At 58.3% G+C, this 14,117-nt stretch carries 13 protein-coding genes; 4 read left to right on the forward strand and 9 right to left on the reverse strand.

From position 1 onward, the window contains the following. Window positions 1–50: 50 nt before the first annotated feature. The 8 genes from cysA to PUP35_RS16000 all read right to left on the reverse strand — a co-directional run bounded on the left by cysA (window position 51) and on the right by PUP35_RS16000 (window position 6,521). Window positions 51–1,145, reverse strand: a complete 1,095-nt coding sequence (cysA, locus tag PUP35_RS15965; protein ID WP_008501607.1) for a sulfate/thiosulfate ABC transporter ATP-binding protein CysA — start codon at window positions 1,143–1,145, stop codon at window positions 51–53. Then, window positions 1,135–2,010, reverse strand: a complete 876-nt coding sequence (cysW, locus tag PUP35_RS15970; RefSeq protein WP_045325891.1) for a sulfate/thiosulfate ABC transporter permease CysW — start codon at window positions 2,008–2,010, stop codon at window positions 1,135–1,137. Before cysW ends, cysA begins: the two co-directional genes overlap by 11 nt. Next, window positions 2,010–2,843 (reverse strand): sulfate/thiosulfate ABC transporter permease CysT, encoded by an 834-nt coding sequence (gene cysT / locus PUP35_RS15975; RefSeq protein WP_004123378.1) that lies wholly within the window; start codon window positions 2,841–2,843, stop codon window positions 2,010–2,012. Before cysT ends, cysW begins: the two co-directional genes overlap by 1 nt. Continuing rightward, complete coding sequence (locus tag PUP35_RS15980; RefSeq protein ID WP_274240540.1) at window positions 2,843–3,856, reverse strand: sulfate ABC transporter substrate-binding protein; 1,014 nt, start codon at window positions 3,854–3,856, stop codon at window positions 2,843–2,845. Before PUP35_RS15980 ends, cysT begins: the two co-directional genes overlap by 1 nt. A 172-nt stretch (window positions 3,857–4,028) precedes the next feature. Continuing rightward, window positions 4,029–4,928 carry a Dyp-type peroxidase gene (locus PUP35_RS15985; protein WP_111965199.1) on the reverse strand — a complete coding sequence of 300 codons (900 nt, stop codon included), beginning with the start codon at window positions 4,926–4,928 and terminating at the stop codon, window positions 4,029–4,031. Window positions 4,929–5,020: 92 nt separating this feature from the next. Beyond that, entirely contained in the window at window positions 5,021–5,596 is a 576-nt protein-coding gene (locus PUP35_RS15990; RefSeq protein WP_127731890.1) for an RpoE-regulated lipoprotein, read from the reverse strand. A gap of 63 nt (window positions 5,597–5,659) precedes the next feature. After that, window positions 5,660–6,109, reverse strand: coding sequence for a DUF2919 domain-containing protein (locus PUP35_RS15995; protein ID WP_115875958.1), 450 nt, complete (start codon window positions 6,107–6,109; stop codon window positions 5,660–5,662). Next, window positions 6,096–6,521, reverse strand: a complete 426-nt coding sequence (locus PUP35_RS16000) for a GNAT family acetyltransferase (protein WP_014884750.1) — start codon at window positions 6,519–6,521, stop codon at window positions 6,096–6,098. The genes PUP35_RS15995 and PUP35_RS16000 overlap by 14 nt, the downstream gene beginning before the upstream one ends. Window positions 6,522–6,733: 212 nt before the next feature. On the opposite strand from PUP35_RS16000, the gene amiA reads away from it, so the two are divergent. Next, window positions 6,734–7,609 (forward strand): N-acetylmuramoyl-L-alanine amidase AmiA, encoded by an 876-nt coding sequence (gene amiA, locus PUP35_RS16005; RefSeq protein WP_023308739.1) that lies wholly within the window; start codon window positions 6,734–6,736, stop codon window positions 7,607–7,609. Then, window positions 7,609–8,508 carry an oxygen-dependent coproporphyrinogen oxidase gene (hemF, locus tag PUP35_RS16010; protein ID WP_274240545.1) on the forward strand — a complete coding sequence of 300 codons (900 nt, stop codon included), beginning with the start codon at window positions 7,609–7,611 and terminating at the stop codon, window positions 8,506–8,508. Before amiA ends, hemF begins: the two co-directional genes overlap by 1 nt. Window positions 8,509–8,553: 45 nt before the next feature. On the opposite strand, the gene maeB is transcribed toward hemF, so the two are convergent. After that, window positions 8,554–10,833, reverse strand: coding sequence for an NADP-dependent oxaloacetate-decarboxylating malate dehydrogenase (gene maeB, locus PUP35_RS16015; RefSeq protein WP_115875960.1), 2,280 nt, complete (start codon window positions 10,831–10,833; stop codon window positions 8,554–8,556). Between the two features lie 289 nt (window positions 10,834–11,122). On the opposite strand from maeB, the gene tal reads away from it, so the two are divergent. Both tal and tkt read left to right on the forward strand, forming a co-directional pair. Then, a complete protein-coding gene (tal, locus tag PUP35_RS16020; RefSeq protein WP_115875961.1) occupies window positions 11,123–12,073 on the forward strand; it encodes a transaldolase in 951 nt (316 codons plus the stop codon). A 19-nt stretch (window positions 12,074–12,092) separates the two neighbouring features. Then, window positions 12,093–14,081: a transketolase gene (tkt, locus tag PUP35_RS16025; protein ID WP_111965193.1), complete on the forward strand. Its 1,989-nt coding sequence runs from the start codon at window positions 12,093–12,095 to the stop codon at window positions 14,079–14,081. Window positions 14,082–14,117 lie beyond the last annotated feature (36 nt).

Consider the following 14,117-nt stretch of genomic DNA (forward strand, 5'->3'; position numbering starts at 1 on the left):
TAGGCCCGGTAAGCGCAGCGCCACCGGGCGATAAACATCCTAATAACCTATCAGGCTGACTCCGCCAGAGCAATATCCTCGCGCGTCTCGATGCGCTCCTTCCCGTGATAAATCCGGGCATGCTGCAGCCCGACAAACAGGCGCTCCCCCCGGTGCGGCGGGACATCGTCGCGCATGACCACGGTCAGCGGCTCGGTATACCAGCCCAGCGGCTGTACCACCAGTTGGGTGTAGTGACCTTTAGGGCTCGCTTCCAGCACCTGCACCGGCAGCGGTGAATCCAGGCTGGTTCGGCGGCTCACGTCCACTTCCCACGGACGCAGGAACAGATCGACCGGGCCCTGGTGCGCGGAGGTATAGCCCAGCGGCCAGCGGTGCGCGCCCACGTGGAACTGACCGCCGCGAATAGTGCCCTGCAGACGGTTCACCTCGCCCATAAACTCCAGCACGAAGCGGGTCGCCGGTTCACGCCAGAGCTGCTCCGGTTCGTCAACCTGCTCAATGTTGCCCTGGCTCATGACCACCACGCGATCCGCAACTTCCATCGCCTCTTCCTGATCGTGGGTCACGAAGACGCTGGTGAATTTCAGCTCTTCATGGAGCTGACGCAGCCAGCGGCGCAGCTCTTTACGCACCTGCGCATCCAGCGCGCCGAAGGGCTCATCCAGCAGCAGAATTTGCGGTTCAACGGCCAGCGCGCGAGCCAGCGCCACGCGCTGTTTCTGCCCGCCGGACAGCTGGGCCGGGAAACGATCCGCCAGGTGAGCCAGCTGCACCATCTCCAGCAGTTTGGTCACCTTCGCCTTAATGGTTGCCGCATCCGGGCGCTCGCGACGCGGCAGCACGGTAAGCCCAAACGCGATGTTGTCAAACACGGTCATGTGGCGGAACAGCGCGTAATGCTGGAACACAAAACCCACTTTACGATCGCGGGCGTGCAGGCGGCTCACGTCGGTACCGTGGAAGCGGATGTGCCCGCTGGTCTGATGCTCAAGCCCGGCGATAATGCGCAGCAGCGTGGTTTTGCCCGAGCCGGACGGCCCCAGCAGCGCCACCATTTGTCCGGAAGGGATATCCAGCGAGATATCATTCAGCACCTGGGTGCGACCAAAAGACTTCTTAATATTGGCAATCTCAATGCTCATGATTTCCCTCCTGATGCTGACGTTTTTCCTGATTTTCTAAACGCCACTGCACCACACTCTTCAAAAACAGGGTCAAAATGGCCATCAGCGTCAATAACGCTGCGGCAGTAAACGAGCCGATGGTGTTGTAGTCCTGCTGCAGCAGTTCAATCTGCAGCGGCAGCGACAGGGTTTCACCCCGGATAGAGCCGGAAACAACGGAAACGGCACCGAACTCGCCAATCGCGCGGGCGTTGGTCAGCACCACGCCGTAAAGCAACGCCCAGCGGATGTTCGGCAGCGTCACGCGGCGGAACATTTGCCAGCCCGAAGCCCCCAGCAGCACCGCCGCTTCGTCTTCGTTGCTCCCCTGGCTTAACATCACCGGCACCAGCTCGCGCACCACAAACGGGCAGGTCACGAAGATGGTGACCAGCACCATGCCCGGCCAGGCGAACATGATCTGCAGGTTATGCGCATCCAGCCAGCCGCCCAGTGGGCCGTTGGAGCCGTAAAAGAGCAGGTACACCAGGCCCGCCACCACCGGCGACACGGCAAACGGAATATCCAGCAGGGTCAGCAGCAGCTGACGTCCGGGGAAGTTAAAGCGCGTCACCAGCCACGCCAGCAGGGTCCCGAACACCAGGTTCACCGGGACGGTGATCAGGGCAATCAGCACGGTGAGCCAGATGGCATGGAGCATATCCGGGTTCGCCAGGTTTTCCAGCGCGGGCATCAGACCCTTGCTGAACGCCTGAACGAAAATATAAATCGTCGGCACGACGAGAATGAGGGCGGAAACCAGCACGCCCGCCCCAATCAGAAACCATTTACCCCAGTTGATGCGGGGCGCATCGTATCGCTTCAATTGCGTAACTTCCGCCATCAGTGACCTACCACACGTCGACCAAAGCGACTTTGCAGAGTGTTAATCGAGTACAGCAGCAGCAGCGAGGCGGCGAGGATCACCGAAGCAATCGCGCTCGCCGCCGGATAATCAAACTCCTGCAGGCGGATGAAAATCATCAGCGAGGTCACTTCCGTTTTCCAGGCGATGTTCCCGGCGATAAAAATCACCGCGCCGAACTCACCGAGGCTGCGGGTAAACGACAGCGCGACACCAGCCATCAGCGCTGGAGAGAGCTCCGGCAAAACTACCTTGCGGAAGCTCTGCCAGCGCGTGGCGCCCAGCGTTTCCGCCGCTTCTTCGTATTCCGGACCCAACTCTTCCAGCACCGGCTGCACGGTACGTACCACAAACGGGATGCTGGTGAAGGCCATCGCCACCGCGATACCGAGCCAGGTGTAGGTTACTTTGATATCAAATTTCGCCAGCCACTCGCCGTACAGCCCGTTTACAGAGAAGAGCGACGCGAGGGTCAAACCCGCCACCGCCGTCGGCAGCGCAAACGGCAGATCCATCAGGGCGTCAAGCAGCGTGCGGCCCGGGAAGCGATAGCGGGTCAGGATCCACGCCATCAGCAGGCCAAACACGCCGTTAAAAATGGAGGCGACAAACGCCGACAGCAGCGTCACCTTATAGGCCGCCACCACCTGCGGGTTGGTGACCACGTCCCAGTACTGCGCCCAGCTCATCTGAGCAAGCTGCATCACCAGCGCGCTGAGCGGCAACAGCAGGATCAGGCAGACGAACAGCAGGCTGGTCCCGAGGCTTAAGGTAAAGCCCGGCAGGACGCGTTTTGTCGAGACAGCAAACATTACTTATGCCCCGCCGCCAGCAGTTTGTCTAACTCACCGCCGCTGGCAAAATGCGTTTTCATCACATCAGGCCAGGAGCCAAAATGGTCTTCCACGCGGAACAGCGCGGTCTGCGGGAATTTATCTTTCAGCTTGTTCATCACGTCCGGGTTGTTCACGCGGTAGTAGTAATCGGTAATGATGGTCTGCGCCTGAGGGCTGTAGAGGTAGTTGAGATAGGCTTTTGCCGCTTTCTCGGTACCGTTCGCCTGCACGTTTTTATCCACCCATGCGACCGGGAACTCGGCCAGAATGTTGGTTTTCGGGATAACCACCTCAAAGCCCTGCGCTTCATACTGCTTGCGGATGTTATTCACTTCCGATTCAAAGCTGATCAGAACATCGCCGAGACCTCGCTCCGCGAAGGTCGTTGTCGCCCCGCGGCCGCCGGTATCAAATACTTCGACGTTTTTCAGGAACTGGGTCATGAACTGCTCGGTTTTGGCTTTATCGTTACCGTCAGCCTTGTCCGCCGCGCCCCACGCGGCTAAATAGGTATAACGCGCGTTACCGGAGGTTTTTGGGTTCGGGAAAATCAGCTTCACGTCGGAACGCACCAGGTCGCTCCAGTCGTGGATATTCTTAGGGTTGCCCTTACGCACCAGGAAGCCCATGGTGGAATAAAACGGGGAGCTATTGTTCGGCAGTCGGCTCTGCCAGTCCGCCGGGATGAGCTTGCCTTTGTCGTGCAGGATCTGCACGTCAGTCACCTGGTTGTAGGTCACGACGTCCGCTTTCAGTCCCTGAAGAATGGCCAGCGCCTGCTTGGACGACCCGGCGTGGGACTGCTTGATGGTGAGCTTATCGCCGTTATTGTCTTTCGCCCACAGCTGTTCGAACGGGGGATTAAGGGCGGCAAACAGCTCGCGGGAGACGTCATACGAACTGTTCAACAGTTCAGTCGCCTGCGCCTGTGCCACCAGCAGTAAACCTGCCAGCGCCAGAGTTCCTTTTTTCAGTACAGTAACGGCCATTGCGCACCCTTATAAATGTGATGACTATCTTATAGTCATAATATTTATAACGGGGATGAAAGGAGTAACGGTTTTATATACCGTTTGGTGATTTAGAAGCAGAAAAGGGAATAAGGGTGAGGCCTGGTGCCCTCACCCCTGCCCTCTCCCGCAGGGAGAGGGAGAAATGCCATTACAGCGCTAGCAAACGCTCAACGGACGGCGCAAAGTAGTAGCCGCCGGTCACCGGTTTGGTGAAGCGCAGCATGGCGTCGCGCTTGCCGTCGGTATCGCCGAACATGCTCAGCAGCTGCTGCTCGATGTTATACAGGCGCGCGCAGTAGGCGCAGAAGTAAAGGCCGTGCGTTCCGCTTGCCGTACCGTACGGCAGGCTCTGGCGGACAATCTTCAGCCCTTTGCCGTCTTCTTTGAGGTCAACGCGGGTCAGGTGCGAGGTAACGGGACGGTCGTCGCCGTCGATCTCTTCGTTAGCCTCTTTCGTACGGCCAATCATCATCTCCTGGTCGTGCACGCTCATGCGGTTAAGCTGCTTGAGGTTGTGCTCCCAGCGCTGCACGAACACGTAGCTGCCGCCCGCGTCCACGCCATCTTTGATTACCGCGACTTCACGACGCGTCTCTTCCCCTGCCGGGTTTTCGGTTCCGTCGACAAAGCCGCTCAGATCGCGCTCTTCGACCCAGCGGAAGCCGTGAACCTCTTCCTGCACATCAATGCTGTCGCCAAAAGCCGCTACCGCCGCCTGGGCAACGGAAAAGTTCACGTCGTGACGCAGGGAGAGAATGTGGATCAGCACGTCGTATTGGGTTGCCGGAGCCAGACCTTTGCCGTATGGGATGAAGTCCTTCAGCTCTTCTGCCCCTTCGCCACCGCTCAGCTGACGCCAGACGTTATTGCCAAAGGCGACAACGGCGCCGAGGTGTGCTTCCGGGAATTTGGCTTGGAAGGTCGCCAGTTTATCAATAAACGCTTTGCTGGCCGCACGTAGGGCATCCACGTCCCCTTTAACATTGGCTTCAATCCAAATCGCCGCGCGGCAATGTTCTGGCAAAATGCCACTCTGAACCTGAGACATCGCTCCTCCTGAAATAAAGATGCCACGTCAGCGTGGCATTGATGGCGGGTATTATACCCGGATTTCAGCGAGGCGGTTTGCTCAGGCGCAAATTACTGCTTCCAGAGTATTTTGCTCACTTTCCAGCTCTTAAGCGTGTCGTCAGACGGCATCAGTCCTTCCGGGCCGCTCCAGGTGCCGGTGAAGACATAGCTGATGTGCTGGCTGCCTTCAGCCTTACATTCCACCGCAACCTTGTCGTCAGACGGCACGCTGGCGCAGTTGCCAAAGGCCTGCTTATAAAGATCGCTAAACGGGGTCCCCACCTTCACACCGCTCGCCGTCGGAATATCGTCATCCATCACCGCAATTCGGTTGACCGTGCCTTTGTCACCGTTGATCACCAGCGCCAGCTTGTCGCCCTTCAGCGCCTCGTAGTAGCGAACAATATTGCCATTCTCCGTTTTCATGCCGCTGCGCAGGCGGTAATCACTGCTGAGCGCATCCTGGATAGCATTCTGATCCAGCGCCGTCGCGGCGGTAATTTTCCCCACGCCCTGCTCGGTTACTTCCGTTGATGAGCCAAACCAGTTCCACGGATACGCAGCGGACCAGTTAATGGAGGAGAGCGTCGAACAGCCGGTCAATGCCAGCGGGAGAGCGCATAAGAGTAAACGCAGCGATTTCATTGAAACGTCCTTACTTGTTAAATCAACGCTTGTTGGAGTGCGACATCGGCAAAAAGTGCCGGATTAATCATCCTGAGGCGCAAAACAGGCGCGAAGACGCGGGTTGGTCATCAGCCACAGCAGCGCCACAATATCAGCAACCACCAGCGCAACGCCGGAGCCCGTCAGCGGTTCACCGTACCACCAGAGAACCGGCTGCCATAAGAGCAGCGCAGTCTGGGCAAGGATTAGCAGCCAGCGAAGCGTGCGCCAAAAACGAGGGATCAGGTGCCGTCGTCCGCTACACAAAAAAGCCACCACCGCCGGTACGCCCGGCAGTAAGCCGAGCCAGAAAGCATCGTGATCGGGATAAAAAAGATTCAGCAGCGTATCGCCCTGCCCGCGCGACGCGGCGGCCATCACAAACAGCACCCAGGTACGGGCCTGGAGCAGCAGAACGCACCAGAATAAAAAGGGCAGCCTGACGCGGCCCTGCGCGTCATAGTCTGCCGGATGAATCTCAGTACTCTTCATCTTCGATCAGACGCTTTCCCAGATTCAGCACGTCAGAATGCTCGTAGCCCAGACGCTCATACATGCCCAGCACCACATCGTTATCTTCCCGAACCATAATCTGGATTTTCGGGCAGCCGCGGGCGATCAGCTTCTTCTCGAGCCGGTTAAGCAGCGCATTGGCAATGCCGCGACCACGGTATTCCGGATGGACGCCCAGATAATAGGCCGAGCCGCGGTGGCCGTCGTAACCGCCCATTACCGTCCCCACAACCTCACCGTTGACTTCCGCGACCAGGAACAGACTGACGTCGTGATTCACCTTACGTTCGATATCCATTTCCGGATCGTTCCACGGACGCAGCAGATCGCAGCGCTCCCAAAGGGTAATCACCTCTTCGAAATCTTCCTGGCGAAAAACGCGTATCTCCATGGTATTAACCGCCTTTTCGGGTTTAAAAACTGTGATTATGGCGCGAAGCTCGCCTTTAGCCAATAACCGGGGAAAATCTCGCCAAAATTTGGCATAATGTCACTTTGTCACGTATTGAAATGAAAAGTAAAACAATTCTCAACATGGACTGTCGTAACGGGAAACACGATACGATATAACACCAGGACCCCATTTTTTAGTATTCAGGCCGCATGAGCACATTCAAACCATTAAAAGCACTCACATCGCGTCGTCAGGTTCTCAAAGCGGGGCTGGCGGCCTTAACGTTAACGGGTATCGCAAAGCAGGCTCAGGCGAAAGACGAGAGCACGCTTAAAACCAGTAACGGACACAGCAAACCGAAAACCAAAAAGCCGGGCGCGAAGCGTCTGGTGATGCTCGACCCTGGGCACGGCGGCATTGATACCGGCGCCATCGGCAAAAACGGGTCGAAAGAAAAACACGTCGTGCTGGCGATTGCAAAAAATGTGCGGGCGATTTTACGCAGTAACGGCATTGACGCCCGTCTGACGCGCTCTGGCGATACCTTTATTCCGCTGTATGACCGCGTAGAGATCGCCCACCAGCACGGTGCGGATCTGTTTATGTCGATTCACGCGGACGGCTTTACCAACCCTTCTGCGGCAGGTGCCTCGGTGTTTGCGCTTTCCAACCGCGGCGCCAGTAGCGCCATGGCGAAATACCTCTCCGACCGCGAAAACCGGGCGGATGAAGTCGCCGGGAAAAAAGCCACCGACAAAGACCACCTGCTACAGCAGGTGCTGTTCGACCTCGTGCAGACGGATACGATCAAAAACAGCCTGACGCTTGGCTCGCACATCCTGAAGAAGATTAAGCCGGTGCATCGCCTGCACAGCAAAGGCACCGAGCAGGCGGCGTTCGTGGTCCTGAAATCACCGTCCATTCCGTCCGTGCTGGTGGAAACCTCCTTCATCACCAACCCGGAAGAGGAGCGACTCCTTGGCACCACGGCATTTCGTCAGAAGATCGCCAACGCTATCGCCTCCGGCATTATCAGTTATTTCAACTGGTTCGATAACCAAAAAGCGCACTCCAGGAAACGTTGATGAAACCCGATGCACAACTGGTCAAAACTTTCCTGCTGCAGCTGCAGGATGAGATTTGCCAGAAACTGGCCGCCGCAGACGGCGGAGAATTTCAGGAAGATACCTGGCAGCGCGAGGCCGGCGGCGGCGGGCGCAGCCGCGTGCTGCGTAACGGCGGCATTTTCGAACAGGCTGGCGTGAATTTTTCCCACGTTCACGGCGACGCCATGCCCGCATCTGCGACGGCACATCGTCCCGAACTCGCGGGCCGCAGCTTCGAAGCGATGGGCGTCTCGCTGGTGGTGCACCCGCACAATCCGTTCGTGCCAACCAGCCACGCCAACGTGCGCTTTTTCATTGCGGAAAAGCCGGGGGCCGATCCGGTCTGGTGGTTTGGCGGCGGTTTCGACATGACGCCCTACTACGGCTTCGAAGAGGATGCCGTGCACTGGCACACCACCGCGCGGGATCTTTGCCTGCCGTTTGGCGAAGACATTTACCCGAAATATAAAAAGTGGTGCGACGACTACTTTTACCTGAAGCATCGCGACGAGCAGCGCGGCATCGGCGGACTGTTCTTTGACGATCTCAACACGCCTGATTTTGATACCGCGTTCAGCTTTATGCGCGCGGTGGGTGAAGGCTATACCGACGCGTACCTGCCTATCGTCGAACGCCGTAAAGACACCAACTACGGCGTGCGCGAGCGCGAGTTCCAGCTCTACCGCCGCGGGCGCTACGTGGAGTTCAACCTGGTGTGGGATCGCGGGACGCTGTTCGGCCTGCAGACCGGCGGGCGCACGGAGTCAATTCTGATGTCGATGCCGCCGCTGGTGCGCTGGGAGTACTGCTACGAGCCAAAAGAAGGCAGCCCGGAGGCTGCCTTAAAAGAGTTTATTCAGGTTCGGGATTGGGTGTAACCCTAACCCTCTCCCTTTGGGAGAGGGTTAGGGTGAGGGTAAAAATTACAGCGGCTGCGTCTGCGCCTCAACCACCGCCAGCGCCACCATATTCACGATACGGCGCACGGAGGCTATCGGCGTTAACACGTGCACCGGCTTCGCCACGCCCATCAGCACCGGTCCTACGGTCACCCCTTCAGAGCTGGAGACGCGCAGCAGGTTATAGCTGATACGCGCCGCTTCCACGTTCGGCATAATCAGGATGTTTGCCGATCCTTTCAGCGGGCTGTCCGGCATACGTTCGTTACGGATGCTCTCCACCAGCGCGGCATCGCCGTGCATTTCCCCGTCAATCATCAGCTCCGGCGCACGCTCGCGCACCAGCGCCAGCGTCTCACGCATTTTGCACGCCGCCGCTGATTTGGACGAACCGAAGTTAGAGTGCGACAGCAGTGCCACCTTCGGCTCGATACCGAAGCGGCGCACGGTCTCGGCGGCCATCACGGTGATCTCCGCCAGCTCGTCCGGGCTCGGATCGTCGTTAACATAGGTGTCAGCGATAAAGGTGTTCCCGCTCGGCAGCAGCAGGGCGTTCATCGCCCCGGCGGTATGGACGCCGTCGCGATAGCCGAAGATCTCCTGCACCACGCTAAAGTGCTCGTGATAATCCCCGATGGTACCGCAGATCAGCGCATCCGCCTCGCCGCGATGGACCATGATCGCGCCGATCACCGTCGTGTTGCTGATGACGGCTTTCTGCGCCTGCTCCTGGGTGATCCCCCGACGCTTCATGATCGCGTAGTATTCGCTCCAGTACTCTTTGAAGCGCGGATCGGATTCGTTGTTTACGATCTCGAAGTCGACGCCCGGCTTAATCTGCAGGCCCAGCTTCTGGATACGCATTTCAATCACGCTCGGACGACCAATCAGGATCGGTTTCGCCAGGCCTAATGTGATCAGCTCCTGGGTGGCGTGCAGCACGCGCGCCTCTTCCCCTTCCGCTAGCACCACGCGCTTCGCGTCGGCGCGCGCCTGAGAGAAGATCGGCTTCATGAACAGGTTGGTTTTATAGACAAACTCGGTGAGTTTATCGACGTACGCGTCGAAGTCGTGAATCGGACGCGTCGCCACGCCGGAATCCATTGCCGCTTTGGCAACGGCTGGCGCAATTTTAACAATCAGACGCGGGTCGAACGGTTTTGGAATGATGTAGTCCGGGCCAAAGCTCAGATCCTGATCGCCATAGGCTGAGGCAACCACTTCGCTCTGCTCGGCGTGGGCCAGCTCCGCGATGGCGTGAACGGCTGCAAGCTTCATCTCTTCGTTGATCGCCGTCGCGCCGACATCCAGCGCGCCGCGGAAGATGAACGGGAAGCAGAGCACGTTGTTGACCTGGTTCGGGTAGTCCGAACGGCCGGTACAGATGATGGCGTCTTCACGCACCGCTTTCGCCAGCGGCGGCAGAATTTCCGGTTCCGGGTTGGCCAGGGCCAGGATCATTGGCGCACGCGCCATCTTCTTCACCATCTCCTGGGTCAGCACTTTCGGACCCGAGCAGCCAAGGAAGATATCCGCGCCGTCAATGACGTCCTCAAGCGTGCGCTTGCCGTCGTCTTCTACCGCATACGCCGCTTTGGTTTCCGCCATGTTCGGCTCGCGGTCTTTATAAATAACGCCCTTGGAGTCGCAGACCACAATGTTGTGTTTCTGCATACCCAGCGCCACCAACAGGTTCATACAGGCGATGGCCGCGGCGCCGGCGCCGGAGACCACCATGCGCACGTCGGAGAGGTTTTTCTCTACCACGCGCAGGCCGTTGAGAATCGCAGCGGTGCTGATAATGGCCGTACCGTGCTGGTCATCATGGAACACGGGAATATTCATACGCTCGCGCAGCTTCTGCTCGATATAGAAACATTCCGGCGCTTTGATGTCTTCCAGGTTGATCCCGCCGAAGGTAGGCTCCAGCGCGGCCACTACGTTGATGAACTTGTCAGGATCGAGTTCATCCACCTCGATATCGAACACGTCGATACCGGCGAATTTCTTGAACAGCACCCCCTTGCCTTCCATCACCGGCTTACCGGCCAGCGCGCCGATGTTGCCCAGCCCCAGCACCGCCGTGCCGTTAGAGATCACGGCGACAAGGTTGCCGCGCGCGGTGTATTTGTAGGCCGCCAGCGGGTCTTTTTCGATTTCCAGACACGGGGCAGCTACGCCCGGGGAATAGGCCAGCGCCAGATCGCGCTGAGTTGCCAGCGGCTTGGTTGGGGAGACCTGGATTTTGCCCGGGACAGGGAACTCGTGAAAATCGAGGGCACTCTGTTTCAACTGCTCATCCATCTTATTTTTCCTTTCACGTATCGGTCAAAAGGGTGACGTAAGCGATCCTGATGCACACCCTGGTGTGCCGCCTAGTATCGCCTCAGGCCGCCTCCTAAACTTTGAAGGCAGCCAAACTCTCACCATCACACATTAAAAATTGTTATCAATTTATAACAGCCATGTTACCCGTCTCAAAAGCAATGCCTCCCCCGTCTGCTATGCTTTTTTGTTAAGTCCATCATGATTTTTCCAGAAGTGTGAACTAACGCACTCATCTAACTCTTTTATTTCCAAGGAGTAATCATTTATGAACCAGCTAGACGGCATCAAACAATTCACCACGGTGGTGGCAGACAGCGGCGATATCGAGTCGATTCGCCACTATCAGCCGGAGGATGCGACCACCAACCCTTCGCTACTGCTCAAGGCTGCCGGGCTTACCCATTTTAGTCATCTGATTGATGACGCCATTGCCTACGGTAAAAAGCGCGGGAAGACGCAGGAGCAGCAGGTCGCCGAAGCCAGCGACAAGCTGGCGGTTAATTTTGGTGCGGAAATTCTTAAAAGCATCCCGGGCCGCGTCTCGACCGAAGTCGACGCCCGCCTCTCTTTCGATAAAGAAAAGAGCATTAACAAGGCGCGTCGCCTCGTGGAACTGTACGAGGAACAGGGGATAGATAAATCACGCATTCTGATCAAGCTCGCCTCCACCTGGGAAGGCATCCGCGCGGCAGAGGTACTGGAAAAAGAGGGCATCCACTGCAACCTGACGCTGCTGTTCTCCTTTGCACAGGCGCGCGCCTGTGCCGAAGCGGGCGTGTTCCTGGTGTCACCGTTTGTCGGGCGCATCTACGACTGGTACCAGGCGAAACAGCCGATGGATCCGTACGTGGTGGATGAGGATCCGGGCGTGAAATCGGTCCGTAATATCTACGACTACTACAAGCAGCACCGCTACGAAACCATCGTGATGGGTGCCAGCTTCCGCCGTACCGAGCAGATCCTCGCCCTGGCAGGCTGCGACCGCCTGACAATTTCACCCAACCTGCTCCAGGAGCTACAGGACAAAGAAGAAACGGTGATCCGCAAGCTGGTGCCGACCTCCACCGTTCTGCCAAAACCGAAAGCCATGACCGAAGCGGAGTTCCGCTGGGAGCACAACCAGGACGCCATGGCCGTGGAAAAACTGGCGGACGGTATCCGCCAGTTCGCCGTCGACCAGCGCAAACTAGAAGATCTTCTCGCCGCCAAACTTTAACCTTGCCACGGAGTGAACTATGTCCCGTAAAGAGCTAGCCAATGCCATCCGCGCCCTCAGCATGGATGCCGTGCAGAAAGCCAATTCCGGCCACCCCGGCGCGCCGATGGGCATGGCTGATATAGCCGAAGTACTGTGGAACGACTTTCTGAAGCACAACCCCAATGACCCCACCTGGTACGATCGCGACCGCTTTATTCTCTCCAACGGTCACGCCTCAATGCTGCTCTACAGCCTGCTGCACCTTTCCGGCTACGATCTGCCGCTTGAGGAGCTGAAAAACTTCCGCCAGCTGCACTCCAAAACGCCGGGGCACCCGGAGATCGGCTATACGCCGGGCGTGGAGACCACCACCGGGCCGCTCGGCCAGGGGCTGGCAAATGCGGTCGGGCTGGCGATTGCCGAACGCACGCTGGCGGCACAGTTCAACCAGCCGGACCACGAGATTGTCGATCACTACACCTACGTGTTTATGGGTGACGGCTGTCTGATGGAGGGGATCTCCCATGAGGTCTGCTCCCTGGCGGGCACGCTGGGGCTCGGCAAGCTGATCGGGTTCTACGATCACAACGGCATCTCCATCGACGGGGAAACCGAAGGCTGGTTTACCGACGACACGGCAAAACGCTTCGAAGCCTACCACTGGCACGTGGTGCATGAGATCGACGGTCACGACCCTGAGGCGGTGAAAAAAGCGATTCAGGAAGCGCAAAGCGTGAAGGACAAACCGTCCCTGATTATCTGCCGCACCACGATCGGCTTCGGCTCGCCGAACAAGGCGGGTAAAGAAGAGGCGCACGGCGCGGCGCTGGGCGAGGAGGAAGTGGCGCTGACCCGGCAGAAGCTGGGCTGGAAACATCCGCCGTTTGAGATCCCGAAAGAGATCTACCGGGCATGGGATGCACGCGAAGAGGGTGAGAAAGCGCAGCACGCATGGAACGATAAATTTGCCGCCTACAAAAAAGCGCATCCTGAACTGGCGGCCGAGTTTTCCCGCCGCATGAGCGGCGGTCTGCCGGAAGACTGGGACGATAAAACCCAGGCGCTGATTGAAAACCTGCAGTCCAACCCGGCGAAAATCGCCACCCGTAAGGCGTCGCAAAATACCCTGAACGCAATCGGCCCTCTCCTGCCTGAGCTGCTGGGCGGCTCGGCGGATCTGGCGCCGAGTAACCTGACCATCTGGTCGGGCTCGAAATCGCTGAAGGAGGACATTGCCGGGAACTATATCCACTACGGCGTGCGCGAGTTCGGGATGACCGCGATTGCCAACGGCATCGCCCACCACGGCGGCTTCGTGCCCTACACCGCCACCTTCCTGATGTTCGTCGAGTACGCCCGTAACGCGGCGCGCATGGCAGCACTAATGAAGGCGCGGCAGATTATGGTCTATACCCACGACTCCATCGGTCTGGGAGAAGACGGCCCCACCCACCAGGCGGTTGAACAGCTGGCGAGCCTGCGCCTGACGCCGAACTTCAGCACGTGGCGTCCCTGCGATCAGGTCGAAGCTGCGGTGGGCTGGAAGCTGGCGGTAGAACGCCACAACGGCCCAACGGCATTAATTCTGTCGCGCCAGAACCTGGCGCAGATTGAGCGTACCCCGGAGCAGGTGAAAAACATCGCTCGCGGCGGCTATATCCTGAAAGACAGCGGCGGCAAGCCGGACGTGATCCTGATTGCCACCGGCTCCGAGGTGGAAATCACGGTGAAAGCGGCGGAGAAACTGACCGCCGAAGGCCACGCGGTGCGCGTGGTGTCCCTGCCTTCTACGGATATTTTCGATGCCCAGGACGAGGCGTACCGCGAATCGGTACTGCCCTCAAACGTCGCAGCGCGCGTGGCGGTGGAAGCCGGTATTGCCGACTACTGGTACAAATATGTGGGTCTGAAAGGGGCGATTGTCGGAATGAGGGGCTACGGTGAGTCCGCCCCTGCCGACAAGCTGTTCCCGTACTTCGGCTTTACCGTTGAGAACGTGGTTGAGAAGGCGTTAAGCGTGCTGTAGCGCGGTCTGCGTGCCCGGTGGCGCTACGCTTACCGG

It is taken from the genome of Enterobacter sp. S-33, assembly GCF_028735835.1.
Taxonomy (GTDB): Bacteria; Pseudomonadota; Gammaproteobacteria; order Enterobacterales; family Enterobacteriaceae; genus Enterobacter; species Enterobacter vonholyi.

Bases quoted from the DNA above. Each gene is read 5' to 3' on its own strand.
- tkt (WP_111965193.1), top strand. From the start codon at position 12,093: ATGTCCCGTAAAGAGCTAGCCAATGCCATCCGCGCCCTCAGCATGGAT.
- tal (WP_115875961.1), top strand. From the start codon at position 11,123: ATGAACCAGCTAGACGGCATCAAACAATTCACCACGGTGGTGGCAGAC.
- cysT (WP_004123378.1), bottom strand. From the start codon at position 2,843: ATGTTTGCTGTCTCGACAAAACGCGTCCTGCCGGGCTTTACCTTAAGC.
- PUP35_RS15980 (WP_274240540.1), bottom strand. From the start codon at position 3,856: ATGGCCGTTACTGTACTGAAAAAAGGAACTCTGGCGCTGGCAGGTTTA.
- PUP35_RS15985 (WP_111965199.1), bottom strand. From the start codon at position 4,928: ATGTCTCAGGTTCAGAGTGGCATTTTGCCAGAACATTGCCGCGCGGCG.
- cysW (WP_045325891.1), bottom strand. From the start codon at position 2,010: ATGGCGGAAGTTACGCAATTGAAGCGATACGATGCGCCCCGCATCAAC.
- PUP35_RS15995 (WP_115875958.1), bottom strand. From the start codon at position 6,109: ATGAAGAGTACTGAGATTCATCCGGCAGACTATGACGCGCAGGGCCGC.
- PUP35_RS15990 (WP_127731890.1), bottom strand. From the start codon at position 5,596: ATGAAATCGCTGCGTTTACTCTTATGCGCTCTCCCGCTGGCATTGACC.
- hemF (WP_274240545.1), top strand. From the start codon at position 7,609: ATGAAACCCGATGCACAACTGGTCAAAACTTTCCTGCTGCAGCTGCAG.
- PUP35_RS16000 (WP_014884750.1), bottom strand. From the start codon at position 6,521: ATGGAGATACGCGTTTTTCGCCAGGAAGATTTCGAAGAGGTGATTACC.
- amiA (WP_023308739.1), top strand. From the start codon at position 6,734: ATGAGCACATTCAAACCATTAAAAGCACTCACATCGCGTCGTCAGGTT.
- maeB (WP_115875960.1), bottom strand. From the start codon at position 10,833: ATGGATGAGCAGTTGAAACAGAGTGCCCTCGATTTTCACGAGTTCCCT.
- cysA (WP_008501607.1), bottom strand. From the start codon at position 1,145: ATGAGCATTGAGATTGCCAATATTAAGAAGTCTTTTGGTCGCACCCAG.